The sequence below is a fragment of the Citrobacter koseri ATCC BAA-895 genome, from assembly GCF_000018045.1.
Taxonomy (GTDB): domain Bacteria; phylum Pseudomonadota; class Gammaproteobacteria; order Enterobacterales; family Enterobacteriaceae; genus Citrobacter_B; species Citrobacter_B koseri.
This window is the reverse complement of record NC_009792.1, coordinates 2,850,574-2,873,929: the sequence shown is the minus strand read 5'-3', so window position 1 is coordinate 2,873,929 and position 23,356 is coordinate 2,850,574. Positions and strand designations below refer to the sequence as shown.

Below are 23,356 nucleotides of genomic sequence, written 5' to 3'. Positions count from 1 at the left end.
AAGTCAGGCGTCGCGGTTAGCTACGTTTGCTCAGAATCTCTTTTTCATAGGCACGGACGCTTTCCAGCCACTGGCTGCCGGCTGGCGTGTCGTGACGCTGGCAATACATTTCCCAGACGGCTTGCCACGGCAGGGATTTCTGCTCTTCCAGCAGCGCCAGGCGGGCGGTGTAATCGCCGCTGGCTTCTAACTGACGCAGTTGCCCGGTTGGTTCCAGCAGCGCGCGCAGCAGCGCTTTTTTCATATTGCGCGTGCCGATAACCCACGCGGCGATACGGTTGATGGAGGCATCGAAGAAATCGAGGCCGATATGCACGCGGTCAAACAGGTTATGACGCACGATTTCGCTGGCAATTGCCTGGGTTTCATCATCCAGCAGCACGACGTGGTCGCTGTCCCAGCGCACCGGGCGGCTGACGTGCAGCAGCAGGCGCGGCACATACAGCATGGCGGCGGAAATCTTGTCGGAAATCACTTCGGTCGGATGGAAGTGGCCCGCGTCGAGGCACAGCGCGGTCTGGCGGCTGGTGGCGTAGCCCATGTAGAACTCGTTGGAGCCGACGGTATAGCTTTCCGCGCCAATACCGAACAGTTTGCTTTCCACGGCGTCGATGTGATGCGCCGGGTTCAGTTTTTCGCTGATCACCTCGTCCAGCGCCTCCAGCAGGCGTTGGCGCGGCGCTAAGCGGTCAACGGTGATGTCTTTCATGCCATCCGGGACCCAGATGTTCATCACCGACGGCGTGCCCAGTTGCTCACCGAAGTACGCAGATACGCGGCGGCTGGCCTTGCAGTGGTCAATCCAGAACTGGCGAATGTTGTCGTCCGCGTGCGCCAGGGTAAAGCCGTCAGCGCTCAGCGGGTGAGAAAAGCAGGAGGGGTTGAAGTCCAGCCCTAACTGGTTCGCTTTTGCCCATTCCACCCAGTTTTTGAAGTGCTCCGGTTTGATCTGGTCGCGGGACACCGGCGTGTCAGACTCCAGATAGATTGCGTGTAAGTTCAGGCGTTTTGGCCCCGGGATCAGGCTTAGCGCCTGTTCCAGGTCGGCGCGCAGCTCGCTGGCGCTGCGCGCTTTACCGGGATAGTTACCGGTGGCCTGAATACCGCCGGTGAGCGATCCTTCCGGGTTTTCGAATCCGGCGACGTCATCGCCCTGCCAGCAGTGCATCGATACCGGCAGACGATCGAGCTGGCGTAACGCCTCCTCGACATCAATACCTACCGCAGCAAAACGTTGTTTTGCCAGTTCCCAGGCTTGTTCAAGTTGAGTGGTCATGCGCAAAGCTCCTTTGTCTGTCGTTTTGATTGAAACTGCGCAACGTGGCGGGCAATTTCACTGTCAGGATTTGGGGTAAAGGTCGTCAGGTCGTAGTTGGTTCTTACCACCTGACGGAAGTCGTCAACGTTGTTCAGTTCGTCCAGCGTCATGAGCTGGATGCCGATATTGCCGAGGGTGGAAGCCTCAATCGGCCCGGCCATCACGCGAATGCCGCAGGCATCAGCGCACAGCTGGTTCAGCAGGGCGTTCTGGCAACCTCCGCCGACGATGTGCAGCTGGCTAAAGGCTTCACCGCGCAGGTTCGCCAGCTCCTGCAACACATCGGCATACAGCAGCGCCAGACTGTCGAAAATGCAGCGTGCCAGTTCGGCGTTACGGGTGGGTTCCGGCTGGCCGGATTCACGGCAGGCCGCCTGGATCTCCGCGCTCATATCGGCGGGGTTGATAAAGCGATCGTCATTCGGGTTTATCAGGAAACGGCAGGCCGGAAGCGACTGGGTCTCGGCGATCAGCGCGGGCAGGTCGGTAATCTGGCGCTCTTTCAGTACGCGCTGAAGCAGCCAAAGCCCCATGATGTTTTTCAGCACCCGGTAGCGGCCTTCTGCGCCGCCTTCATTGGTGATGTTCGCCGCCAGCGCCACGTCATCGGTGTAAGGTGTTCTGCTCTCGAAGCCCATCAACGACCAGGTGCCGGAAGAGAGATAAGCGCTGTTTTTATCGGCCAGCGGAGAGGCGATCACCGCGCTGGCGGTGTCGTGACTGGCGACGGCGACCACCGGAATCTGATTTTTCTGTGGGCAGATCCAGTAGCCGATCACGTTGCCCGGATGGGTAGGTCTGCCAAACCAGGCTTTGTTGGCGCCGGTCCAGTCCAGCAGGGCATCGTCCCAGTCATCGCTGTTGATATTGACGAGCTGCGTGGTGGTGGCGTTGGTGTATTCCCAGTTCATTTCGCCCGTCAGGCGGAAACTGAAATAGTCGGGGATCAGCAGGGCATGCGCCACCTGCGGGATAAGTTCAGGCTGTTGTTCAACCAGCGCGCGGAGCTGATACAGCGTATTGAACGGCAGAAACTGAATGCCGCTGCGGCGATAGATATCATGCTTACCGAGCTGCGCCAGCGCCTGCTGCATCACCCCCGTGGTACGGTTGTCGCGATAAGATACGGGCAGACCGACGCGCTGGCCGTGCTTGTCGAGCAGCACATAGTCCACGCCCCAGGTATCAATGCCGATGCTGTCAATACGGATACCTTCATCGCAGACTTTCTCCAGTCCAAGGCGAATTTCATTTTCCAGGCTGTCGATATCCCAGGCGTCGAACCCGTCTGTTTTTTGCAAACAGTTCGCGAAGCGGTGGATTTCACGCAGCGTCAGGGCGTGTTGTTCACTGTCGTAACGCGCCAGCATTACGCGCCCGCTGGATGCCCCGAGATCGACAGCGACACAATGGCGAAAAGTCATGGTGAAGTCCTTCTGAGTTTCATTGCACTCAGTCTAAGAACCCCCAGGAAGGCGTACCTTCCTGTTACTGACAGGTTAAATTGGCCGCTGGCAAGGAGGCAAAGGTGAACGTGATAGCGTTCACAATTTCCGTTTATCAGCGTGAATTGGCCGGATGTGACGGCGTCCGCATTTCCTGATCTTTCCCGTCCTTTCTTGAAAAAACGACCGGGTTTGCGCGCTTTGGCGTTAAAAATTTAAGGTGAGGGTAGTAACCCTTAATTACTATTTCTGACATGTTTCTCATATCAGGAAGCCATCATGACCGTACTGCATAGCGTGGATTTTTTTCCGTCAGGTAAAGCGCCCGTGGCCATTGAACCCCGGCTTCCTCAGTCCGCTTTTCCTGAACATCATCATGATTTTCACGAGATTGTGATTGTTGAACATGGCACCGGCATTCATGTGTTCAATGGGCAGCCCTACACCATTAGCGGCGGTACGGTCTGCTTTGTTCGCGATCATGACAGACATCTGTATGAACACACCGACAACCTGTGTCTGACGAATGTGCTCTATCGCTCGCCGGACGCGTTTCAGTTTCTGGCAGGGCTGAACCAGCTCTTGCCGCAGGAACAGGATGGGCAGTACCCGTCACACTGGCGCGTGAATCAGAGCGCGTTGCAGCAGGTGCGGCAACTGGTGGCGCAGATGGAAAACGCCGGAGACGAGATGGACACGCCTGCGGTCGCCAACCGTGAAATTCTGTTTATGCAGTTGCTGGTGCTGCTGCGTAAAAGCAGCCTGATGGAAGGGGCAGCCAATAACGATGCGCGGCTGAATCAGTTGCTGGCCTGGCTGGAGGATCATTTTGCTGAAGAGGTGTGCTGGGAGTCGATAGCCGACAAGTTTTCGCTCTCGCTGCGCACGCTGCACCGTCAGCTCAAACAACAGACCGGCCTGACGCCGCAGCGCTATCTTAACCGTCTGCGGCTTATCAAGGCTCGCCATCTGCTGCGTCACAGTGATGAAAGCGTCACAGATATCGCGTATCGCTGCGGTTTTGGCGACAGTAACCATTTTTCGACGCTGTTTCGCCGGGAATTTGACTGGTCGCCCAGGGATATTCGCCAGGGGCGGGACGCATTGCTACAGTAACGCGAAAGCTATCACCGTTTTTTGTCGCCAATTTGCTGATAATCGTCCCCTTCAATGCCGGATGGCGGCTTCACCTTATCCGGCCTACGGCGGCGATCTGTAGGCCAGATAAGCGTAGCGCCATCCGGCAAGCATTCAACGTGAGGTGCTGCGGTGGCAAATCAGTTAGTCCTTCTGAAAAAAGACTTTTTTGCGAATGACGGCCAGGCTGTCGCGGTTGCCGATCGCTATCCGCAAAATGTGTTCGCGGAACATACACACGAGTTTTGTGAACTGGTGTTGGTCTGGCGCGGCAACGGTTTGCATGTGCTCAACGATCGCCCTTACCGCATCACGCGTGGCGATCTGTTTTATATTCGCGCCGAGGACAGACACTCCTACACCTCCGTTAACGATTTGGTTTTGCAGAATATTATTTACTGCCCGGAGCGGTTGACCCTGAATCTTGGCTGGGAAAGCGCCATTCCGGGCTTTAACGGCAGTGAACGGAGCCCGCACTGGCGGCTGGGCAGCGTGGGGATGAATCAGGCGCGGCAGGTTATCAGCCAGCTTGAACATGAGAGCAATCAGGGCGATCCGCTGGCGAATGAGATGGCGGAACTGCTATTTGGTCAGCTGGTGATGACGCTGAAAAGACACCGCTATGCCACCGATGATCTCCCGACCAGAGCGAGCGAAACGTTGCTGGATAAATTGATTACCGCACTGGCCGGCAGCCTGGAGCGCCCCTTTGCGCTGGATGCGTTTTGCGACCAGGAGCAGTGCAGCGAGCGGGTGCTGCGACAGCAGTTTCGCTCACAGACCGGGATGACTATCAACCAGTATCTTCGCCAGATCCGCATCTGCCATGCACAGTATTTGCTTCAGCACAGCCGCCTGATGATCAGTGAGATTTCAATGCAGTGCGGCTTTGAGGACAGTAACTACTTTTCGGTGGTGTTTACGCGGGAAACCGGGATGACGCCCAGCCAGTGGCGTCATCACAGTACGCAAAACGATTAGCTTGCCATTCCCATGCCGACGATGTTGGCGGCGATAATAATGACCACGCAACCCAGACTGAGAACGCTGACAGGACGACGACCCGCGTTTTTCCACTCTTTCAGCACCAGACCCACAATCCCACCGCACAGCACGTAGAAGCTCATGTGCAGCATCCAGCTGATGTAGTCATACTGCGGCGGAATGCGAGCGTGGCCCCAGGCGTAGAAAAAGAACTGCAAATACCACATCAGGCCACCCAGCGCTGACAGCAGGATATTGGTGATGATCATCGATTTTGCCAGCGAGAAGTCGGCTTTTATCGACAAGTTTTTCACTTTTGCCAGACGAACGAAACAGAAACCCAGGTTGATCAGCGCGCCGCCGCCCATGATGACCACGTAGCTTGGCAGAGCGACATACAGCGGATCGACGCCGAGCGCGGCAGCGGCTTCATGCATCGGTTTGGCGGCGTTCATCGCAAAGGACATCCCGGCGGAGAAAATACCGCACATCACCGCCAGCAGCAGACCTTTTTTCAGGTTGAACTCCTCGGCGGTGATCCCCATTTTGCGCTCTTTTAACTGCCCGGCGCGGGTGACGATGCCAACGCCGATCAGCGCCACCAGGACGCCCAGCAGCGTCATTCGTCCGCCTTCGGTATTGATCAGCACATCAAAGTTTCCATTGATGATGGGGGTCATCAGGGTGCCGACGATCAGCGTAATACCAATCGCGATGCCGATCCCCATCGACATGCCGAGATAGCGCATGGTCAGGCCGTAGTTAATATTACCGATGCCCCACATTGCGCCGAACAGAAATACGGGCAACAGGGTGGATAGGTTGAAGGAACTGTAATAGGCCCAGAAATCCGGGAGCAGCAGGGCGCTGATGGTCCAGGGCAGGATAAGCCAGGAGACAATCCCACCGATTGACCACATGGTTTCCCAGGACCATTGTTTAACTTGTTTGAACGGGGCATAAAAACAGGCTGCACTGGCCGCACCTATCAAATGCCAAAAGATACCCATCGTAATCGCGTTACTCATGACTTAATCCTCATCGTTTTTATTGCCGGTGTGACCCTCCCGACCTGATGAGTGTAAAAATTGCGCAGTTGATTAACCTTTTGAGGATTGCCGACATTTCTTCCTTCCTGGCAACCAGCACGTTATACGGGTGATTTGGCTCACATATTCAAGAACATAATGAAAAGTTATATCCTTATTAAAACTACGGCATTGATAAGCATTTTCAATATCATTTAATTAACTATAATGAACCAACTGCTTACGCGGCATTAACACTTCAGCCGCTCGACAATAATGGAGATGATTATGAGTTATACACTGCCATCCCTGCCGTACGCTTATGATGCGCTGGAACCGCACTTCGATAAGCAGACGATGGAAATCCACCATACCAAACACCATCAAACTTATGTCAACAACGCTAACGCGGCGCTGGAAAACCTGCCTGAATTCGCGAACCTGCCGGTTGAAGAACTGATCACCAAACTGGATCAGCTTCCGGCGGACAAAAAAACCGTACTGCGCAACAACGCGGGCGGCCACGCTAACCACAGCCTGTTCTGGAAAGGCCTGAAAAAAGGCACTGCTTTGCAGGGCGACCTGAAAGCGGCTATCGAACGTGATTTCGGTTCCGTTGATAACTTCAAAGCGGAGTTTGAAAAAGCGGCGGCAACGCGTTTCGGTTCCGGTTGGGCCTGGCTGGTGTTGCAGGGCGACAAACTGGCGGTTGTCTCTACCGCTAACCAGGACTCCCCGCTGATGGGCGAGGCCATTTCCGGCGTTTCCGGTTTCCCAATCCTGGGTCTGGACGTATGGGAACACGCTTACTACCTGAAATTCCAGAACCGTCGCCCGGACTACATCAAAGAGTTCTGGAACGTGGTGAACTGGGACGAAGCTGCTGCGCGTTTCGCGGCGAAAAAATAAGTCTTTTTGCCTGATGGCGCTGCGCTTATCAGGCCTACGAAGAGGATTTGTCGATTTGTAGGCCGGATAAGGCGTTAGCCGCCATCCGGCACAGAGTTACAATTTGTAGGCCGGATAAGGCATTAGCCGCCATCCGGCATTGAATTCAGCCCCCGCAGGCATAACCTGCGGGGGCTTTCTTTTAGGCGCTTTTGGGCTTGCCTGGTGTGACTTACGTCAAATTAAAAACATCAATCCATAAAAAATGAAACATAGTTTTGTTATGTGGTTGGGATCACTTTTATTGTTCGAATGAATGTCTATCGTTTCTTCATCAACGCGGGTGTGCCTCAAAGTAAGGCGCATTCGCCCATAAAAATTGCCCGTTTTTATGTCTACAGGTGAAGGAAATGCAGATTAAACGCACGATAGAAAAAGTCCCGGGTGGCATGATGCTCGTTCCGTTGTTCCTCGGCGCGCTATGCCACACCTTCGCGCCCGGCGCAGGGAAATACTTCGGCTCATTCACAAACGGTATGATCACCGGTACGGTGCCGATTCTGGCGGTCTGGTTCTTTTGTATGGGCGCGTCGATCAAACTGAGCGCCACAGGCACCGTGCTGCGTAAATCCGGGACGCTGGTGGTGACCAAAATTGCGGTTGCCTGGGTGGTGGCCGCTATTGCGTCACGCGTTATCCCGGAACATGGGGTGGAAGCGGGCTTCTTCGCCGGGCTGTCGACGCTGGCGCTGGTGGCCTCTATGGACATGACCAACGGCGGGCTGTATGCCTCCATCATGCAGCAGTACGGCACCAAAGAAGAGGCCGGGGCATTTGTCCTGATGTCGCTGGAGTCAGGGCCGCTGATGACGATGGTTATTCTGGGAACCGCCGGGATTGCCTCGTTTGAACCGCATGTATTTGTGGGGGCGGTATTGCCGTTCCTGATTGGTTTCGCGCTGGGGAATCTCGACCCGGAACTGCGGGAATTCTTCAGCAAAGCGGTACAGACGCTGATCCCGTTCTTCGCCTTCGCGCTGGGCAACACCATTGATTTGAGCGTGATTGCACAGACGGGCGTGCTGGGGATTCTACTGGGTGTGGCGGTCATTATTATCACCGGCATCCCGTTAATCATCGCTGACAAGTTTATCGGCGGCGGTGACGGTACGGCAGGTATTGCCGCCTCAAGTTCTGCGGGCGCCGCAGTAGCCACGCCCGTGCTGATCGCAGAGATGGTTCCGGCGTTTAAACCGATGGCGCCCGCCGCGACCTCGCTGGTTGCCACATCGGTTATCGTGACTTCGATTCTGGTGCCGATCATTACCTCAGTCTGGTCGCGGAAGGTGAAGGCCAGAGCGGCGGAAATCGATATTCGCGGTACGGTGAAATAAACCCGTTTTGCCGGATGACGGCTTATGCCTCATCCGGCGCTTCCGGTCAGAATTAACGGCCAAACACCTCATCAATTGTGCGACGCTCGTGCTCGTTCAGTTCTCCTCCCGCATTACGCGACACGCCGGTACAATAGCCGAACTTACGCGATACCACGGTTTTAATCGTGGTTACAAAATCCTCGCCAATCGCGTAAATGGACATAAACGTGCCGATTTTCTCCTGGATATCGCGCAACGTTTGCAAATCACCCTGCTTAAACGCCTCCCGCGCGCTGACAAACAGCTCCGGCATCACGTTGTTTAAGCCGGAAATAATGCCTGCGCCGCCTGCCAGCAGGTTGGGAATGTAATACTCGTCATAGCCGGAGAGCACGGCAAAATCGTCGCGTACCGCGCGGGTGGTCTGAATCATGCTGCGGGTATGGGACTGGCAGTCGACGGTATCTTTAATCCCGGCAAAATTCGGGAATTCGGCGGCAAGGGTCGCCACCAGATCCGGCGTTAAATCGCAGCCGGTGCGTGCCGGGAAATTGTAGGCGAACCATTTGCCGCTCAGGGCGTTGCCAAGCTGGCGGAAGTAGCTCAGAAGCTGCTTCGACGTCTGCCCGTAGTAATACGGTGGCAGAATCATCACCGCATCGTACCCGACGCGGTACGCTTCCTGCGCCATAAGCAAGATGTCGCCGGTGCAGGTGGAGGAGACATTGGCAACCATCTTCAGCGAACTCATCGCGCGGGCCTCGCGGATCAGCATCAGCCGCTCTTCCAGCGTGAAAGACGCAAATTCGCCAATGCTGCCCATCAGCAAAATAACATCGATGTTGGCCTCGGTAAGGCGTTTGAGATGCTGGCTCAGGCCGTTGAGATCGACTTTTCCGTCATTGTCCATCGGCGTAATGGAAGGACACCAGACGCCAGCAAACTGCGATTGTACTGTCACGTTGTTGACTCCTTATTATGAAATGGTGTTTCAAAATCACTTTAATTGATAGCACGTCTGCTGGCGCATCATGTGAACCCGGCTCTCATTTTGAGCGGCTGAGACAAAATAAATATGCTCTAATGAGGATTATTTGTCGGGAGAGGGAAGCTGATGCGATATCCGGTCGAGGTGTTTACGGGCAAAATTCGGGACTATGCGGGAAGTCGTCCCAGCGCCATTGCGAAAATCCAGGTTGATGGCGAGCTGATGCTTAACGATCTGGGCCTTGCCGGTGATGAGCAGGCAGAGACAAAAATTCACGGCGGGCCCGATCGCGCGCTGTGCCATTATCCCCGTGAACACTATCTGCACTGGGCGCGTCAATTCCCGGCGCAGGCGGATCTGTTTGTCGCGCCCGCGTTTGGCGAAAACCTTTCGACCGACGGTCTGACCGAGCAAAATGTTTTTATCGGCGATATTTTTCAGTGGGGAGAGGCGCTGATTCAGGTGACTCAGCCACGTTCGCCGTGCTTTAAGCTCAACTTCCATTTCGGCATTAGCGATATGGCGACGCAAATGCAGAACGCCGGGAAAACCGGCTGGCTGTACAGCGTTATCGCGCCGGGGCAGGTATCGGCGGATGCGCCGTTAATTCTGGCGTCGCGCGTCAGCGATGTGAGCGTACAGGAGGCGATTGCGATAGCCTGGCATATGCCGTTCGACGACGACCAGTATCATCGGTTGCTGTCGGCAGCGGGGTTATCGAAAAGCTGGACCAGAACGATGCAGAAGCGCCGTTTGAGCGGCAAAATTGAAGATCAGTCACGACGTTTACGTGGATGATGTAACGCCCGATGGCGCTGCGCTTATCGGGCCTACAACGTGCGGTTTTTCGTAGGCCGGATAAGGCGTTCACGCCGCCATCCGGCACCACAGCGAGACTTAAGAACGCTTATACAACGGCAGCCAGATCACCAGCCGTAAGCCGCCCAGCGGGCTGTCTTCGGCTTTCACCCAACCGCGATGCTGCTGGATCGCGGTCTCAACGATGGCCAGCCCCAACCCTGTTCCGCCGGACTCCCGATCGCGCGCTTCATCGGTACGATAAAACGGGCGGAAGATCTGTTCGCGGTCTTCAGGGCTAACGCCCGGGCCATCGTCATCAACCGTTATCGTAATGCCGTCTTTATCCACCGCGAAGCCGACTTCAATCTTCGTGTGTGAATAGCGCAGGGCGTTACGGACAATGTTCTCCAGCGCGCTTTCCAGGGTGCTAGGGTTGCCGTATAACGGCCACGGCCCCGGCGGGAAGTTCACCGTTAACGATTTGCCCATCTGCTCGGCTTCGAAGGCGGCGTTATCCAGCACGTCTCCCCACAAATGATTGGCTTTCATCGTTTCGCTGACCAGCGCGTTTTTCTGTTGATTACGCGACATCACCAGCAGGTCGTTGATCATGCTGTCCAGCCGCTGCGCTTCGGTCTCGATGCGCTCCAGCTCTTTACTCTCGCCGCTACGACGACGCAGCAGCGCGGTGCCCAGTTGCAGACGCGTAAGCGGAGTGCGTAGCTCGTGCGAGATATCCGACAGCAGACGCTGCTGCGTGGTCATCATACGTTCCAGCGCAGTCACCATCTGGTTAAAGCTGGCGCCAGCCGCAAGAAATTCCTGCGGGCCTGCTTCCAGTTCTGGATGTTGTCGCAGATTACCCTGAGCCACTTCGTCCGCCGCATTTTTCAACTTACGCGCCGGTTTCGCCAGGCTCCAGGCCAGCCAAAGCAACAGAGGCGAACTGACCAGCATGGTGACGATCAGCAACAAGAGCGGGCGGTCAAACAGCAGATTAATAAAATCGGATTGGGAGCTGCTGGCCGGTCGAATCAGATAAAGCTGGTAGTTATCTTCCCCGTCTCTGACAGAGAACGGGCCTACCATCTCAACGCGGCCATATTTCTTCTTCTGCGGATGATCGGCGTTATCCGCCTGACCAATAAAGTTACGAATGATCTGCATTTCGCTGCGTTCTGCGCCGATCACGCGTCCTTCAGTGGTCACAAGCAATAACCGCTGTCCTGGCGGCGCCCACTTGTCGATCGCACGGAACAGGCGACGCCACCACATTAAATCGTTGGGTGGATCGTTCGCGAGTTCAGCTTCTACATGTTGCTCAATCATCAACCCCTGGCGCTGTTCGCTGTCCAGTAGCTCGGTCATCTGGCGTGAGTCGAGCTTGGGTAACATCAATACCAACATCAGCACCAGCGCCAGCGTCAACCAGAAGATGGCAAAGATGCGCGCGGTTAAACTGCCTATCATGAAGCGGAAACCATCAAATAACCGCGACCACGCAGGGTTTTAAACCACGGGTGCCCGTCTTTACGCTCCGGCAGCTTACGACGCAGGTTGGAGATATGCATGTCGATCGCGCGGTCGAACGGCGTCAGGCGTTTACCCAGCACTTCCTGGCTCAAATGTTCACGCGAAACCACCTGGCCGAGATGCTGCGCCAGCAGATAGAGCAGGGTAAATTCGGTGCCGGTTAACTCCAGGGTTTGACCATCGAAGCTGGCCTCCTGGCGACCCGGATTGAGGCTTAACGCATCCACTTCCAGCGTCGGTGAGCCGTTGTCGTTATTCTGCTGCTGTTCGCTCCAGTGCGAGCGGCGCAGAATCGCACGGATACGCGCGACCAGTTCGCGGTCGTTAAACGGTTTAGGTAAATAATCATCCGCGCCCAGCTCAAGGCCGAGTACGCGATCCAGTTCGCTGCCGCGCGCGGTCAGCATAATGACAGGGGTCTGGTGTGTCTGGCGAAGCGCTTTCAACGTATCAATACCGTTTTTCTTCGGCATCATGACATCGAGCAAAAGTAAATCAATGCTGTCGTCCAGAAGCTCAAGCGCCTGCTCCCCGTCATGGGCAACCAGCACATTGAAGCCTTCCATTTCGAGCAGCTCCTTTAACAGGGAAGTTAGCTCTCGGTCATCATCAACTAACAGGATTTTATTCATTGTTTAAGTACCTCCGAGGCAGAAATTACGTCATCAGGCGTCGCTAATCCATGACTTTACGTTGTTTTACACCCCCTGACGCATGTTTGCAGCCCGAATCGTAAACTGTCTCTCGTTGAATCGCGACAGAAAAGATTTTGGGAGCAAGTGATGCGCAAAGTTACCGCTGCCGTCATGGCCTCAACGCTGGCACTCAGTCCTTTAAGCCACGCTGCTGAAGTCGTTACAGGCGATAACTGGCATCAAGGTGAAGGACTTACGCAGCGCAGTACGCAGAGCCATATGTTTGACGGCATAAGTTTAACCGAACATCAGCGTCAACAGATGCGAGATCTGATGCAGCAGGCAAGACACGAACAGCCCCCTGTTAATGTTAGCGAAATGGAGACAATGCATCGCCTTGTCATCGCAGAAAAATTTGATGAAAACGCTGTGCGCGCTCAGGCAGAAAAAATGGCGCAAGAACAGGTTGCTCGCCAGGTCGAAATGGCCAGGGTTCGCAACCAGATGTATCGCCTGTTAACGCCGGAGCAGCAAGCGGTTTTAAATGAGAAGCATCAACAACGAATGGAGCAACTGCGCGATGTGGCGCAATGGCAAAACGGCTCCTCGTTGAAGTTATTGAGTAGTAGCAACTCACGTTCCCAGTAACAAACCCTGTTTTCCTTGCCATAGACACCATCCCTGTCTTCCCCTCCATGATGGAGGGGTTTTTTTTGTCCAAAATTTGTCATCCGGTTATTGCCTTACTGTTTTACTCCATCCGTTATACTACCGGCATGGAAAGGCAGGAGTGTTTATGAATCAAACCTATGGGCGACTGGTCAGCCGGGCGGCAATTGCCGCGACAGTGATGGCGTCACTGTTACTTTTGATCAAAATTTTTGCGTGGTGGTACACCGGGTCGGTGAGTATTCTGGCTGCGTTGGTTGACTCGCTGGTGGATATTGCCGCGTCGCTGACTAACCTGTTAGTGGTGCGCTATTCGCTGCAACCGGCGGATGATGAACACACCTTTGGACACGGCAAAGCAGAGTCGCTGGCGGCGCTGGCGCAGAGCATGTTTATTTCCGGCTCGGCGCTGTTTCTGTTTTTGACCGGTATTCAGCATCTGATTACCCCTACGCCAATGAACGAACCGGGCGTCGGGATCGTGGTGACGCTTATCGCCCTGGTTTGTACGATCATTCTGGTCACGTTTCAGCGTTGGGTTGTGCGCAAGACGCAAAGTCAGGCTGTACGGGCAGATATGCTTCATTATCAGTCTGATGTTATGATGAACGGAGCGATTCTCGTTGCGCTTGGGCTGGCCTGGTATGGCTGGCATCGCGCGGACGCCTTGTTTGCGTTGGGAATCGGCATCTATATTCTATACAGCGCACTACGTATGGGGTATGAGGCAGTGCAGTCGTTACTGGATCGCGCGCTGCCCGATGAGGAACGTCAGGAAATTATTGATATCGTGACATCGTGGCCTGGCGTCAACGGTGCTCACGATCTTCGCACGCGGCAGTCAGGGCCGACCCGCTTTATTCAGATTCATTTGGAAATGGAAGATAATCTGCCGCTCGTTCAGGCGCATCTGGTGGCTGAACAGGTAGAGCAGGCGATTTTGCGGCGTTTTCCGGGTTCGGATGTCATTATCCACCAGGACCCCTGTTCAGTCGTACCCAGGGAAGGCAAGAGGTTTGAGCTTTCGTAATTCGTTGTAAAAAAGTGAGCAAGGCCAGCATTTTGTGTATAAATTACCGCCGTTTGGCCTGACCTGAATCAATTCAGCAGGAAGCGGTTGTTATACTATCTGCATATTCGTTGGATCGTCCCGATGTGCAGTAACAGTATCGGCTTCCGGCAACAGATTTCATTTTGCATTCCAAAGTTCAGAGGTAGTCATGATTAAGAAAATCGGTGTGTTGACAAGCGGCGGTGATGCGCCTGGCATGAACGCAGCAATCCGTGGTGTTGTACGCGCAGCGTTGACGGAAGGACTGGAAGTAATGGGTATTTATGATGGCTACCTGGGTCTGTATGAAGACCGTATGGTTCAGCTCGACCGTTACAGCGTGTCCGACATGATCAACCGTGGCGGTACTTTCCTCGGCTCCGCGCGCTTCCCGGAATTCCGCGATGAAAATGTTCGCGCAGTGGCTATCGAAAACCTGAAAAAACGTGGCATCGACGCGCTGGTTGTTATCGGCGGTGACGGTTCCTATATGGGTGCAAAACGTCTGACTGAAATGGGCTTCCCGTGCATCGGTCTGCCGGGCACGATCGACAACGACATCAAAGGCACTGACTACACCATCGGTTATTTCACCGCGCTGGGTACGGTAGTGGAAGCGATTGACCGTCTGCGTGACACCTCTTCCTCTCACCAGCGTATCTCCATCGTTGAAGTGATGGGGCGTTACTGCGGCGACCTGACCCTGGCGGCGGCTATCGCTGGGGGCTGTGAGTTTGTTGTGGTGCCGGAAGTGGAATTCAGCCGTGACGATCTGGTTGCGGAAATCAAAGCGGGCATCGCGAAAGGTAAAAAACACGCGATTGTCGCGATCACCGAACATATGTGTGACGTTGATGAACTGGCGCACTACATCGAGAAAGAGACTGGCCGTGAAACGCGTGCGACCGTACTGGGTCACATCCAGCGTGGCGGCTCTCCGGTGCCTTACGACCGTATTCTGGCTTCCCGTATGGGCTCATATGCCATTGAACTGCTGCTGGAAGGTTTTGGCGGACGTTGTGTGGGCATCCAGAACGAACAACTGGTTCACCATGACATCATCGACGCTATCGAAAACATGAAGCGTCCGTTCAAAGGTGACTGGCTGGATTGCGCTAAAAAGCTGTACTGATCGTTGTGTGTATTGTGCCGGGTGGCGACTTCGCCTTACCCGGCCTACAACAGTACGGCCTGTAGGCCGGATAAGGCGCTAGCCAGCATCCGGCAATATCCTTCATTTATTCCCTCAAGTTATAGCCAATCTTTTTTTATTCTTTAATGTTTGGATTCCTTTCTGGCACGCTTTACTCATCACAACACTACATAAGAGAGCTGGGCGATGAATAAATGGGGCGTGGGGTTAACATTATTGCTGGCATCGACCAGCGTTCTGGCGAAGGATATTCAGTTACTTAACGTGTCTTACGATCCAACGCGCGAGCTGTACGATCAGTACAACAAAGCGTTTAGCGCGCACTGGAAACAAGAAACGGGCGACAACGTGGTGATCCGTCAGTCACATGGCGGTTCCGGTAAGCAGGCGACGTCAGTCATTAACGGTATTGAGGCCGATGTGGTGACGCTGGCGCTGGCTTATGACGTTGATGCCATTGCAGAGCGCGGCCGTATCGACAAAAACTGGATCAAACGTCTGCCGGACAACTCCGCGCCGTACACGTCCACCATCGTCTTCCTGGTGCGTAAAGGCAATCCGAAGCAAATCCATGACTGGAACGACCTGGTAAAACCGGGCGTGTCGGTGATTACGCCGAACCCGAAAAGCTCTGGCGGCGCACGCTGGAACTATCTGGCTGCGTGGGGATACGCCCTGCACCACAACAACAACGATCAGGCCAAAGCGCAGGACTTCGTAAAAGCGTTATTTAAGAACGTGGAAGTGCTGGATTCTGGCGCGCGCGGTTCAACCAACACCTTTGTTGAGCGTGGGATTGGCGACGTGCTGATCGCCTGGGAGAACGAAGCGCTGTTGGCGACGAACGAACTGGGCAAAGATAAATTTGAAATCGTGACGCCGAGCGAATCAATTCTTGCAGAACCGACCGTCTCCGTGGTGGATAAAGTCGTGGAGAAAAAAGGGACGCAAGCCGTGGCGGAAGCCTATCTGAAGTATCTCTACTCGCCGGAAGGGCAGGAAATTGCGGCGAAAAACTTCTATCGCCCACGCGACCCTGAAGTGGCGAAGAAATATGAAAATGCATTTCCGAAGCTGAAACTCTTCACCATTGACGAGGAGTTTGGCGGGTGGACGAAAGCGCAGAAAGAGCATTTCTCTAATGGCGGTACGTTCGACCAAATCAGCAAACGCTAATGTAAATTGCTTTTCCAGCCCGGTGGCATCGTGCGACCGGGCTTTTTTATTTGTCATCATTTTGCGTTACTCTTGCACGTCAATAAGAGACAGGGAATGAGTAATGAAAAAAACAGGTTATTTTTTGCTGGCGGTTGTGATTGTTGCCGCCGTCGCGGGCATTGGCTACTGGAAGCTGGCCGCTAATCCGAACGCATTGCGGGATATTGTTCTGCAACAATGCGTACCGAACCAACTGCAACAGCAAAATCCTGCGCCATGCGCTGAAGTGAAACCGGATGCCGGGTATGTCGTGTTTAAAGATCGTAATGGCCCGTTGCAGTATCTGTTGATGCCGACGTACCGCATCAACGGTACGGAAAGCCCGCTGCTGGTGGAGCCCTACACGCCGAACTTCTTCTGGCTAGCCTGGCAGGCGCGCAGCTTTATGAGCCAAAAGTACGGCAAAGATATTCCAGATAGCGCCATTTCGCTGGCGATTAACTCACGCTCCGGGCGGACGCAAAACCACTTTCATATCCACATCTCCTGCCTGCGCCCTGATGTGCGAGCGCAACTGGATGATAATCTGGCGAAAGTGAGTACCCGCTGGCTGCCGCTGCCGGGCGGATTGCGCGGGAATGAATATCTGGCGCGTCGGGTGACGGAAAGCGAGCTGGCGCAACGCAGCCCGTTCATGATGCTGGCGGAAGAGGTGCCGGATGCGCGTGAGCACATGGGCAGCTATGCACTGGCGGTGGTGCGCCAGAGCGACGACTCTTTTGTTTTGCTGGCGACGCAGCGCAACCTGCTGGCGTTTAACCTCGCTTCCGCTGAGGAAATTCAGGATCATCAATGTGAGATTTTGCAGTAACCCCACCTAATCTGGCGTTTACTCCACCTGCCTGTCTCCGTATTCTTGTTGAAAAAAACAACAGGAGACAGGCATGTCGCTCTGGCTTACACACCCTCTGTTCATTCCTTCGCTGGTGGTCGGCGTGACCATTCTGCTCTGGGCAACCTCGCTGTTGCCGGAGTTTATTACTGCGCTGCTGTTCTTTACCGTGGCGATGGTGGCGAAGATCGCGCCGCCGGACGTCATTTTTGGCGGTTTTGCCTCGTCGGCTTTCTGGCTGGTTTTTAGCGGTTTTGTGCTGGGGGTGGCGATTCGCAAAACAGGGCTGGCAGACAGGGCGGCGCGCGCCTTATCCGCCAGACTGACCGACTCATGGCCGCTGATGGTGGCAAGCGTGGTGCTGCTCAGTTATGCGCTGGCGTTTGTGATGCCGTCCAATATGGGGCGTATCGCGCTGCTGATGCCCATTGTCGCGGCGATGGCGAAACGTGCCGGGATTGCCGATGGCACGCGCGCCTGGTACGGACTGGCGCTTGCGGTGGGCTTTGGAACCTTCCAGCTCTCCGCGACCATCCTGCCTGCTAACGTACCTAACCTGGTGATGAGCGGGGCGGCGGAAGGCTCGTATGGCATCCACCTGAACTATCTGCCGTATCTTCTGCTGCATACGCCTGTTCTGGGCTGGTTGAAAGGCGCGCTGTTAATCGTCCTGATTTGTTGGCTGTTTCCCGGTAAACCGCATGCGCCTCGCGACCTGACGCCGCCTGCGCCGATGAGCCGTGCGGAGAAACGGCTGGCGTGGATGCTGGCGGTGGTGCTGGCGATGTGGGTCAGCGAAAGCTGGCACGGTATTGGCCCGGCGTGGACCGGGCTGGCGGCGGCGGTGATCACACTGTTGCCGCGCGTGGGGTTTATCAACGGGGAAGAGTTTTCCAGCGGCGTGAATATCCGCACCTGTATTTATGTGGCAGGCATTCTGGGGCTGGCGATCACCGTGACGCAAACCGGCATTGGCAATGCGGTGGGCGAGGCGCTGCTGCATGTCATGCCGCTGGACCCGGAAAAGCCCTTCACCAGTTTCCTGGCGCTGACCGGCATTACCACCGCGCTGAATTTTATTATGACGGCGAACGGCGTTCCGGCGCTGTATACCACGCTGGCGCAGAGTTTTTCCGACGCAACCGGTTTTCCGCTGCTGTCGGTGATTATGATTCAGGTATTGGGGTACTCCACGCCGCTGTTGCCCTATCAGGCGTCGCCGATTGTGGTGGCGATGGCATTAGGGAAAGTCCCGGCAAAACCAGGCATGACGCTGTGTCTGGCACTGGCGCTGGCAACGTATCTGGTGCTGTTGCCGCTGGATTACGTGTGGTTTAGTTTACTGGGGCGTTTGTAAAAAAAGCCCGGTGGCGTTAACGCTTACCGGGCCTGTGATTTTGTGTGGCGGGTAAGCGCAAGCGCCACCCGCCACAACAGCATTAAGCTTGTTTAGCCGCTTCCGCTGCTTTAACGATCACCGCGAACGCGTCAGCTTTCAGGGAAGCACCGCCAACCAGCGCGCCGTCGATGTCCGGCTGAGCGAACAGTTCTGCCGCGTTAGCTGCGTTTACGGAACCGCCGTACTGGATGATCACTTGCTCAGCGATTTTCGCGTCAGCTTTGGCGATGTGGTCACGGATGAATTTGTGAACAGCCTGCGCCTGCGCCGGAGTGGCGGATTTGCCAGTACCGATCGCCCATACAGGTTCGTAAGCGATAACCACGCCTTCAAACGCCGCAGCGCCCTGAGTTTTCAGTACCGCGTCGATCTGACGAGCACAGACTTCTTCGGTTTTGCCAGCTTCGTTTTCTGCTTCGGTTTCACCGATGCACAGAACCGGAGTCAGACCCTGCTCTTTCAGCACGGCGAATTTCTTCGCGATCAGCTCGTCAGACTCTTTGTGGTAAGTACGACGCTCAGAGTGGCCGATGATGATGTACTGCGCGCCGATATCCTTCAGCATTTCAGCAGAAGTTTCACCGGTGAATGCGCCAGACAGGTTCAGGTCAACGTTCTGCGCGCCCAGAATGATGTGGCTACCGGCAGCGGCGTGTTTCGCCATGTCGATATACATTTCCGGCGGTGCAATCGCAACTGCACAGCCAGCAACGCCAGCCAGTTCTTTACGCAGGTTAGCCACCAGCTCGTTTACCATGTGGCGGCTGCCGTTCAGTTTCCAGTTACCCATCACTAAAGGATGTCGCATTTCATTTCTCCACGCTTTGTCAGCGAATTAAGGAAGATGGCCGCCCTTCAGGGACGGCATGGTCTGTGAAACAGTATAGAGATCCCTCCCTCGAAAGGCTTTGCTTTTTGTCACTTAATTCAGCCCTTCCAGATTCTCCGATAGCGCTAGCTTAATCGGTTCAACAGCGAAGGTCAGCCCTTTTTCCCCGTTGTCTGCGACAACATAGCGAATCGCGCCTTCCGTTTCGGCGTAGTAGTGCTTATTCTTGCCCGCTGTGAGTAATTTTTGCAGTTTTTGCTGGCTTTGCTCTTTTGTCAGAAGCGGGGCGACGGTGCGGATCACCGCCGCCATGTATTCCTGCGCTTTGGCTTTGGCGGCTTTTTGCTCGGGCCCCTGAATGGGAAGCCAGGTAATCTGCATACTTTTGATTTTTAACGTACCGCGCTCCAGCGCCGTTGAGGCGTACAGATTTTCATTGATCTTGCTGGCGGCGCGGGTCAGGTTCGCCCTGTCGCGGCTGCTGTCGATAGCACGAAATTCGTTCAGTGGAAGCTGGGGATTTTGCTGATTAAAGTTTTCGCGAAACTGGCTGATGGAGAGATCAAACGTCGGCGCGCCAGCCAGCAGGTAGGGCGCGGTCGTCGCAGACGGCGATGCCTCCGCCAGCACCGTTGTGCTCGCAGTTATGGCGGAAAACAATAATAAAAACAGTGTACACCCTGGCTTCATCAATCTTACCTTTCGTTAGGACTGCTCACGATTAAAACGATAACTGTCGGGCTTGTCAAAAGGGTAAACTGACAGCGAAGGCAATAATAAAGGAACTTACATGACCATACAGCAGTGGTTATTCTCATTTAAAGGGCGTATTGGACGCCGTGATTTCTGGATCTGGCTCGGTCTCTGGTTTGTCGGCATGCTGGTGCTGTTTTCGCTGGCGAGCAAGAATTTACTCGATATCCAGACGGCGGCATTTTGTCTGGTGTGTCTGCTCTGGCCCACGGCGGCGGTCACGGTTAAGCGTCTGCATGACCGGGGGCGCTCCGGCCTGTGGGCGTTATTGATGATTCTGGCGTGGATGCTGCTGGCCGGAAATTGGGTGATGTTGCCGGGAATGTGGCAGTGGGTCGTGGGGCGCTTTGTCCCGACGCTCATTCTGGTCATGATGTTTATCGATCTGGGGGCGTTTGTCGGCACTCAGGGCGAGAATAAGTTCGGCAAAGAAACGCAGGATGTGAAGTTTAAAGCAGAGCCTCAGGCAGGCGATAAACCGTAGGCCGGATAAGGCATTTATGCCGCTATCCGGCAGAGCGCCCGGTGGCGCTGGCGCTTACCGGGCCTGCGACCGTGCTTACCAGTAGTGCTCAGCGGTCATGTGCCCAGGACGACGACGCAGGTGTTTGGTCATGTGCCGGGTCTCCTTCAGCAGCTGTTGCGTATCACGCACCATCTGCGGATTTCCGCACAGCATCACATGGCTGGTCTCGGTGTCCATCGGTAAACCGACCGCCGCTTCCAGCGCGCCGCTTTCAATCAGTGCGGGGACGCGCCCGGTAAGCGAGCCTGCGATGGTTTCCCGACTGACGACAGTTTGAATGCGCAGCTTGCCTTCGTAGCGCTTTTGCAATTCCAGCATTAACGGCAGGTAACTTAAATCAGCGGCGTAACGCGCGGCATGCACCAGTACCAGGTTGTTAAAGCGCTCCAGGTCTTTACCGAGTTGCAGAATCGACAAATAAGGGCCAATGGCCGTTCCGGTCGCCAGCATCCACAGGGTGTCGCAGTCAGGCACTTCATCCAGAACAAAGAACCCCGCCGCTTCACTCACCACCTGTACTTCATCGCCAGGTTTAAGCGCCGCCAGACGTGGGCTGAGTTTGCCTTCGGGAACCGTCACCAGGTAAAACTCTAAATCGGGATTATCGGGCGCATTCACATAGGAATAGGCGCGTTGTACGCGTTCGCCATCGATCTCCAGTCCGAGTTTGGTAAACTGGCCTGCGGTGAAGGGATGAACGGGGGCGTGAACGGTCAGACTAAACAGGGCGTCGGTCCAGTACTGTACCTTCGTGACTTTTCCTGTTACCCAATCTGCCATGATCTTCTCCTGTCTGCTGCAATACCCTTATCTTCGTTCGTTGAACGAAAGATTTCCAGCCCCGAAGGGCCGGAAGGCTCAATCGAACAAATCAGTTACAGGATATGCGCCTGCACATCCGGGTCTTTGCGATCCAGATAGTGGATGGACTGAATACGGCGGATAGTGCGCGATTTGCCGCGAATCAGCAGCGTTTCGGTGGTAGCGATATTGCCTTTGCGGCTAATCCCCTCCAGCAGATCGCCTTTGGTGATCCCGGTGGCGGAGAAGATGACGTTATCGCTGCGCGCCATTTCGTCCAGACGCAGCGCTTTACCGGCGTCAATGCCCATAGCTTTACAGCGTGCCAGCTCCTGCTCGCCAATGCGGCGGTTCTCTTCGCTGTCGCCTTTGACGTCGTGACGCGCCAGCAGACGGCCCTGCATGTCGCCATCCAGCGCACGAATCACCGCTGCGGAGACAACGCCTTCCGGCGCGCCGCCAATGCCGTACAGCACGTCCACTTCACTGTCCGGCATACAGGTCAGAATAGAGGCCGCCACGTCGCCATCAGGAATGGCGAATACGCGCACGCCAAGCTGCTGCATCTCTGCAATCACCGCGTCATGACGCGGTTTGGCCAGAATCGTAACCGTCAGTTCGCTGAGCGGTTTGCTGAGGGCGGCTGCGATGTTGCGCAGGTTGTCCGCCAGCGGCAGATTCAGGTCGATAGATCCTTTAGCGCCCGGCCCGACGATCAGTTTTTCCATGTACATATCCGGCGCGTTGAGGAAACAGCCTTTATCGCCGACCGCCAGAACCGCCAGCGCGTTCGCCTGGCCCATCGCCGTCATACGGGTGCCTTCGATAGGGTCGACGGCGATATCTACCGCATCGCCACGGCCGGTGCCGACTTTCTCACCGATAAACAGCATGGGCGCTTCATCAATCTCGCCTTCGCCGATGACAATGGTGCCGTCAATATTGACCTGGTTGAGCATAATACGCATGGCGTTTACCGCCGCGCCGTCAGCGGTATTTTTGTCGCCGCGTCCCAGCCATTTATAGCCAGCCAGCGCCGCCGCTTCCGTTACGCGGGAAAATTCGATGGCAAGTTCTCGTCTCATAGCAAACTCGTAGCAGAAAGGAATGGCGCGAAGTGTAGCACAGGGGAGGGGGCAATCTGAAGGAAGTGTTCACATATTGTAAACAGTAAAATACCATGTTATGGTGTTCACATAATGTAAACGGATGGAACGAACGCAAGATGCACGTCATTTCAAAAGAACCTTTTGAGGAAGCGGCAAAGCGATATCCCAACGATTCGTTAGCCATACGGTCGCTGTACCGCTTAATGCGTGAAACGGACTTCTCTTCTCCGACTGAGATGAGAACTCTGATACCGAGCCTGGACAATTTTAAGTACCGGAACAAATGGTGGGTTCTGGATGTGGGAGGCAACAACTTGAGGGTTATCGCCTACATCAATTTTGTGAATAAACGCTTCTATGTGAAGCACATCAGCACCCACGCTGAATATGACAAGTTGACCCGCTATTACAGGGAGAACAAATAATGAATACCGACACTGCAAAAGCCATTGAAGCAACCAAACAACTCGTCGCCGCTGTTCCTTTCCTGGGAGGCAGCTCTTCAGAGAGCGATTACCGTGAAGCGCTGTCTCTGGTGGATTATCTGATCGAGAACGACGATGAGAACCCGCTCATTGACTTCCTGGCGAGCAAAATTGCCGACTATGAGGATAACAGCGACCGTTTCGCTGAGTTCAATAAAGGTATCGCTGAAATGCCGGTTGGCGTGGCGCTGCTACGTACTCTGATTGACCAGTACAAGCTGTCCTACTCAGACCTGAAAGAGGAGATCGGTTCAAAGTCGCTGGTGAGTCAGATCTTATCTGGTCAGCGCTCTCTGACTATCGCTCACATTAAGGCACTCTCTACTCGCTTCGGTGTGAAGCCAGAGTGGTTTCTTTAAACCATGTCTTACATTCGAGTAATACCGCTCTTTTGGAGT

General features: G+C 54.9%; 24 protein-coding genes. 14 read left to right on the top strand and 10 right to left on the bottom strand.

What is annotated here, in order from left to right; all coding sequences use genetic code 11:
• Positions 1 to 16: 16 nt before the first annotated feature.
• Together rhaA and rhaB are read right to left on the bottom strand one after the other, a co-directional pair.
• Positions 17 to 1,276, bottom strand: coding sequence for an L-rhamnose isomerase (rhaA, locus tag CKO_RS13240; protein WP_012133900.1), 1,260 nt, complete (start codon positions 1,274 to 1,276; stop codon positions 17 to 19).
• Positions 1,273 to 2,742, bottom strand: a complete 1,470-nt coding sequence (rhaB, locus tag CKO_RS13235) for a rhamnulokinase (protein ID WP_024130666.1) — start codon at positions 2,740 to 2,742, stop codon at positions 1,273 to 1,275. Before rhaB ends, rhaA begins: the two co-directional genes overlap by 4 nt.
• A 300-nt stretch (positions 2,743 to 3,042) precedes the next feature.
• Between rhaB and rhaS the strand changes: the two genes are divergently transcribed.
• The gene (gene rhaS, locus CKO_RS13230) at positions 3,043 to 3,879 is read left to right on the top strand and encodes an HTH-type transcriptional activator RhaS (RefSeq protein ID WP_012133897.1); all 837 of its coding nucleotides are present in this window, start codon (positions 3,043 to 3,045) and stop codon (positions 3,877 to 3,879) included.
• Positions 3,880 to 4,032: 153 nt separating this feature from the next.
• The gene (gene rhaR, locus CKO_RS13225) at positions 4,033 to 4,881 is read left to right on the top strand and encodes an HTH-type transcriptional activator RhaR (RefSeq protein WP_024130665.1); all 849 of its coding nucleotides are present in this window, start codon (positions 4,033 to 4,035) and stop codon (positions 4,879 to 4,881) included.
• On the opposite strand, the gene rhaT is transcribed toward rhaR, so the two are convergent.
• Positions 4,878 to 5,912 carry an L-rhamnose/proton symporter RhaT gene (gene rhaT, locus CKO_RS13220; RefSeq protein WP_012133892.1) on the bottom strand — a complete coding sequence of 345 codons (1,035 nt, stop codon included), beginning with the start codon at positions 5,910 to 5,912 and terminating at the stop codon, positions 4,878 to 4,880. The two genes, rhaR and rhaT, sit on opposite strands and share 4 nt — an antisense overlap.
• A 288-nt stretch (positions 5,913 to 6,200) precedes the next feature.
• Here rhaT and sodA point away from each other — a divergent pair, with 288 nt between their 5' ends.
• Positions 6,201 to 6,821, top strand: coding sequence for a superoxide dismutase [Mn] (gene sodA / locus CKO_RS13215; RefSeq protein WP_024130664.1), 621 nt, complete (start codon positions 6,201 to 6,203; stop codon positions 6,819 to 6,821).
• Between the two features lie 389 nt (positions 6,822 to 7,210).
• Positions 7,211 to 8,194 (top strand): 2-keto-3-deoxygluconate transporter, encoded by a 984-nt coding sequence (gene kdgT / locus CKO_RS13210; RefSeq protein WP_012133890.1) that lies wholly within the window; start codon positions 7,211 to 7,213, stop codon positions 8,192 to 8,194.
• A gap of 52 nt (positions 8,195 to 8,246) precedes the next feature.
• Here kdgT and CKO_RS13205 read toward each other — a convergent pair whose 3' ends face one another.
• Positions 8,247 to 9,137, bottom strand: coding sequence for a dihydrodipicolinate synthase family protein (locus CKO_RS13205; RefSeq protein WP_024130663.1), 891 nt, complete (start codon positions 9,135 to 9,137; stop codon positions 8,247 to 8,249).
• 153 nt (positions 9,138 to 9,290) lie between these two features.
• Here CKO_RS13205 and yiiM point away from each other — a divergent pair, with 153 nt between their 5' ends.
• Positions 9,291 to 9,962, top strand: a complete 672-nt coding sequence (gene yiiM, locus CKO_RS13200; RefSeq protein ID WP_012133888.1) for a 6-hydroxyaminopurine reductase — start codon at positions 9,291 to 9,293, stop codon at positions 9,960 to 9,962.
• Between the two features lie 99 nt (positions 9,963 to 10,061).
• Here the strand turns inward: yiiM and cpxA are convergent, their stop codons facing one another.
• On the bottom strand, positions 10,062 to 11,435 hold the full coding sequence (gene cpxA, locus CKO_RS13195) for an envelope stress sensor histidine kinase CpxA (RefSeq protein WP_012133887.1): 1,374 nt from the start codon (positions 11,433 to 11,435) through the stop codon (positions 10,062 to 10,064).
• A complete protein-coding gene (gene cpxR / locus CKO_RS13190; protein ID WP_012133886.1) occupies positions 11,432 to 12,130 on the bottom strand; it encodes an envelope stress response regulator transcription factor CpxR in 699 nt (232 codons plus the stop codon). Before cpxR ends, cpxA begins: the two co-directional genes overlap by 4 nt.
• A 150-nt stretch (positions 12,131 to 12,280) precedes the next feature.
• On the opposite strand from cpxR, the gene cpxP reads away from it, so the two are divergent.
• The 6 genes from cpxP (at position 12,281) to CKO_RS13160 (ending at position 18,413) form a co-directional block, all read left to right on the top strand.
• On the top strand, positions 12,281 to 12,781 hold the full coding sequence (gene cpxP / locus CKO_RS13185; protein WP_012133885.1) for a cell-envelope stress modulator CpxP: 501 nt from the start codon (positions 12,281 to 12,283) through the stop codon (positions 12,779 to 12,781).
• A 148-nt stretch (positions 12,782 to 12,929) separates the two neighbouring features.
• A complete protein-coding gene (gene fieF / locus CKO_RS13180; protein ID WP_012133884.1) occupies positions 12,930 to 13,832 on the top strand; it encodes a CDF family cation-efflux transporter FieF in 903 nt (300 codons plus the stop codon).
• 190 nt (positions 13,833 to 14,022) lie between these two features.
• Positions 14,023 to 14,985: a 6-phosphofructokinase gene (gene pfkA / locus CKO_RS13175; RefSeq protein ID WP_012133883.1), complete on the top strand. Its 963-nt coding sequence runs from the start codon at positions 14,023 to 14,025 to the stop codon at positions 14,983 to 14,985.
• 207 nt (positions 14,986 to 15,192) lie between these two features.
• Positions 15,193 to 16,182: a sulfate/thiosulfate ABC transporter substrate-binding protein Sbp gene (gene sbp / locus CKO_RS13170; RefSeq protein WP_012133881.1), complete on the top strand. Its 990-nt coding sequence runs from the start codon at positions 15,193 to 15,195 to the stop codon at positions 16,180 to 16,182.
• A gap of 103 nt (positions 16,183 to 16,285) precedes the next feature.
• Positions 16,286 to 17,035: a CDP-diacylglycerol diphosphatase gene (locus tag CKO_RS13165; RefSeq protein ID WP_012133879.1), complete on the top strand. Its 750-nt coding sequence runs from the start codon at positions 16,286 to 16,288 to the stop codon at positions 17,033 to 17,035.
• Between the two features lie 73 nt (positions 17,036 to 17,108).
• Positions 17,109 to 18,413, top strand: a complete 1,305-nt coding sequence (locus tag CKO_RS13160; protein WP_012133878.1) for an SLC13 family permease — start codon at positions 17,109 to 17,111, stop codon at positions 18,411 to 18,413.
• A gap of 82 nt (positions 18,414 to 18,495) precedes the next feature.
• Here CKO_RS13160 and tpiA read toward each other — a convergent pair whose 3' ends face one another.
• Together tpiA and CKO_RS13150 are read right to left on the bottom strand one after the other, a co-directional pair.
• The gene (gene tpiA, locus CKO_RS13155) at positions 18,496 to 19,263 is read right to left on the bottom strand and encodes a triose-phosphate isomerase (RefSeq protein ID WP_024130662.1); all 768 of its coding nucleotides are present in this window, start codon (positions 19,261 to 19,263) and stop codon (positions 18,496 to 18,498) included.
• 114 nt (positions 19,264 to 19,377) lie between these two features.
• A complete protein-coding gene (locus tag CKO_RS13150; protein ID WP_012133876.1) occupies positions 19,378 to 19,974 on the bottom strand; it encodes a YiiQ family protein in 597 nt (198 codons plus the stop codon).
• 100 nt (positions 19,975 to 20,074) lie between these two features.
• Between CKO_RS13150 and CKO_RS13145 the strand changes: the two genes are divergently transcribed.
• Complete coding sequence (locus CKO_RS13145; protein WP_012133875.1) at positions 20,075 to 20,521, top strand: DUF805 domain-containing protein; 447 nt, start codon at positions 20,075 to 20,077, stop codon at positions 20,519 to 20,521.
• Between the two features lie 75 nt (positions 20,522 to 20,596).
• Here CKO_RS13145 and fpr read toward each other — a convergent pair whose 3' ends face one another.
• Together fpr and glpX are read right to left on the bottom strand one after the other, a co-directional pair.
• The gene (gene fpr / locus CKO_RS13140) at positions 20,597 to 21,343 is read right to left on the bottom strand and encodes a ferredoxin--NADP(+) reductase (protein ID WP_012133874.1); all 747 of its coding nucleotides are present in this window, start codon (positions 21,341 to 21,343) and stop codon (positions 20,597 to 20,599) included.
• A gap of 95 nt (positions 21,344 to 21,438) precedes the next feature.
• Positions 21,439 to 22,449, bottom strand: a complete 1,011-nt coding sequence (glpX, locus tag CKO_RS13135; RefSeq protein WP_012133873.1) for a class II fructose-bisphosphatase — start codon at positions 22,447 to 22,449, stop codon at positions 21,439 to 21,441.
• 140 nt (positions 22,450 to 22,589) lie between these two features.
• Between glpX and CKO_RS13130 the strand changes: the two genes are divergently transcribed.
• Together CKO_RS13130 and CKO_RS13125 are read left to right on the top strand one after the other, a co-directional pair.
• The gene (locus tag CKO_RS13130; RefSeq protein ID WP_012133872.1) at positions 22,590 to 22,898 is read left to right on the top strand and encodes a type II toxin-antitoxin system HigB family toxin; all 309 of its coding nucleotides are present in this window, start codon (positions 22,590 to 22,592) and stop codon (positions 22,896 to 22,898) included.
• Complete coding sequence (locus CKO_RS13125) at positions 22,898 to 23,317, top strand: helix-turn-helix domain-containing protein (protein ID WP_012133871.1); 420 nt, start codon at positions 22,898 to 22,900, stop codon at positions 23,315 to 23,317. The genes CKO_RS13130 and CKO_RS13125 overlap by 1 nt, the downstream gene beginning before the upstream one ends.
• Positions 23,318 to 23,356: the final 39 nt, after the last annotated feature.

Bases quoted from the DNA above. Each gene is read 5' to 3' on its own strand.
- CKO_RS13130 (WP_012133872.1), top strand. From the start codon at position 22,590: ATGCACGTCATTTCAAAAGAACCTTTTGAGGAAGCGGCAAAGCGATAT.
- rhaB (WP_024130666.1), bottom strand. From the start codon at position 2,742: ATGACTTTTCGCCATTGTGTCGCTGTCGATCTCGGGGCATCCAGCGGG.
- rhaS (WP_012133897.1), top strand. From the start codon at position 3,043: ATGACCGTACTGCATAGCGTGGATTTTTTTCCGTCAGGTAAAGCGCCC.
- rhaT (WP_012133892.1), bottom strand. From the start codon at position 5,912: ATGAGTAACGCGATTACGATGGGTATCTTTTGGCATTTGATAGGTGCG.
- fpr (WP_012133874.1), bottom strand. From the start codon at position 21,343: ATGGCAGATTGGGTAACAGGAAAAGTCACGAAGGTACAGTACTGGACC.
- fieF (WP_012133884.1), top strand. From the start codon at position 12,930: ATGAATCAAACCTATGGGCGACTGGTCAGCCGGGCGGCAATTGCCGCG.
- CKO_RS13125 (WP_012133871.1), top strand. From the start codon at position 22,898: ATGAATACCGACACTGCAAAAGCCATTGAAGCAACCAAACAACTCGTC.
- CKO_RS13160 (WP_012133878.1), top strand. From the start codon at position 17,109: ATGTCGCTCTGGCTTACACACCCTCTGTTCATTCCTTCGCTGGTGGTC.
- sodA (WP_024130664.1), top strand. From the start codon at position 6,201: ATGAGTTATACACTGCCATCCCTGCCGTACGCTTATGATGCGCTGGAA.
- tpiA (WP_024130662.1), bottom strand. From the start codon at position 19,263: ATGCGACATCCTTTAGTGATGGGTAACTGGAAACTGAACGGCAGCCGC.
- CKO_RS13165 (WP_012133879.1), top strand. From the start codon at position 16,286: ATGAAAAAAACAGGTTATTTTTTGCTGGCGGTTGTGATTGTTGCCGCC.
- CKO_RS13145 (WP_012133875.1), top strand. From the start codon at position 20,075: ATGACCATACAGCAGTGGTTATTCTCATTTAAAGGGCGTATTGGACGC.
- sbp (WP_012133881.1), top strand. From the start codon at position 15,193: ATGAATAAATGGGGCGTGGGGTTAACATTATTGCTGGCATCGACCAGC.
- cpxR (WP_012133886.1), bottom strand. From the start codon at position 12,130: ATGAATAAAATCCTGTTAGTTGATGATGACCGAGAGCTAACTTCCCTG.
- cpxP (WP_012133885.1), top strand. From the start codon at position 12,281: ATGCGCAAAGTTACCGCTGCCGTCATGGCCTCAACGCTGGCACTCAGT.
- rhaA (WP_012133900.1), bottom strand. From the start codon at position 1,276: ATGACCACTCAACTTGAACAAGCCTGGGAACTGGCAAAACAACGTTTT.
- CKO_RS13150 (WP_012133876.1), bottom strand. From the start codon at position 19,974: ATGAAGCCAGGGTGTACACTGTTTTTATTATTGTTTTCCGCCATAACT.
- cpxA (WP_012133887.1), bottom strand. From the start codon at position 11,435: ATGATAGGCAGTTTAACCGCGCGCATCTTTGCCATCTTCTGGTTGACG.
- glpX (WP_012133873.1), bottom strand. From the start codon at position 22,449: ATGAGACGAGAACTTGCCATCGAATTTTCCCGCGTAACGGAAGCGGCG.
- yiiM (WP_012133888.1), top strand. From the start codon at position 9,291: ATGCGATATCCGGTCGAGGTGTTTACGGGCAAAATTCGGGACTATGCG.
- pfkA (WP_012133883.1), top strand. From the start codon at position 14,023: ATGATTAAGAAAATCGGTGTGTTGACAAGCGGCGGTGATGCGCCTGGC.
- kdgT (WP_012133890.1), top strand. From the start codon at position 7,211: ATGCAGATTAAACGCACGATAGAAAAAGTCCCGGGTGGCATGATGCTC.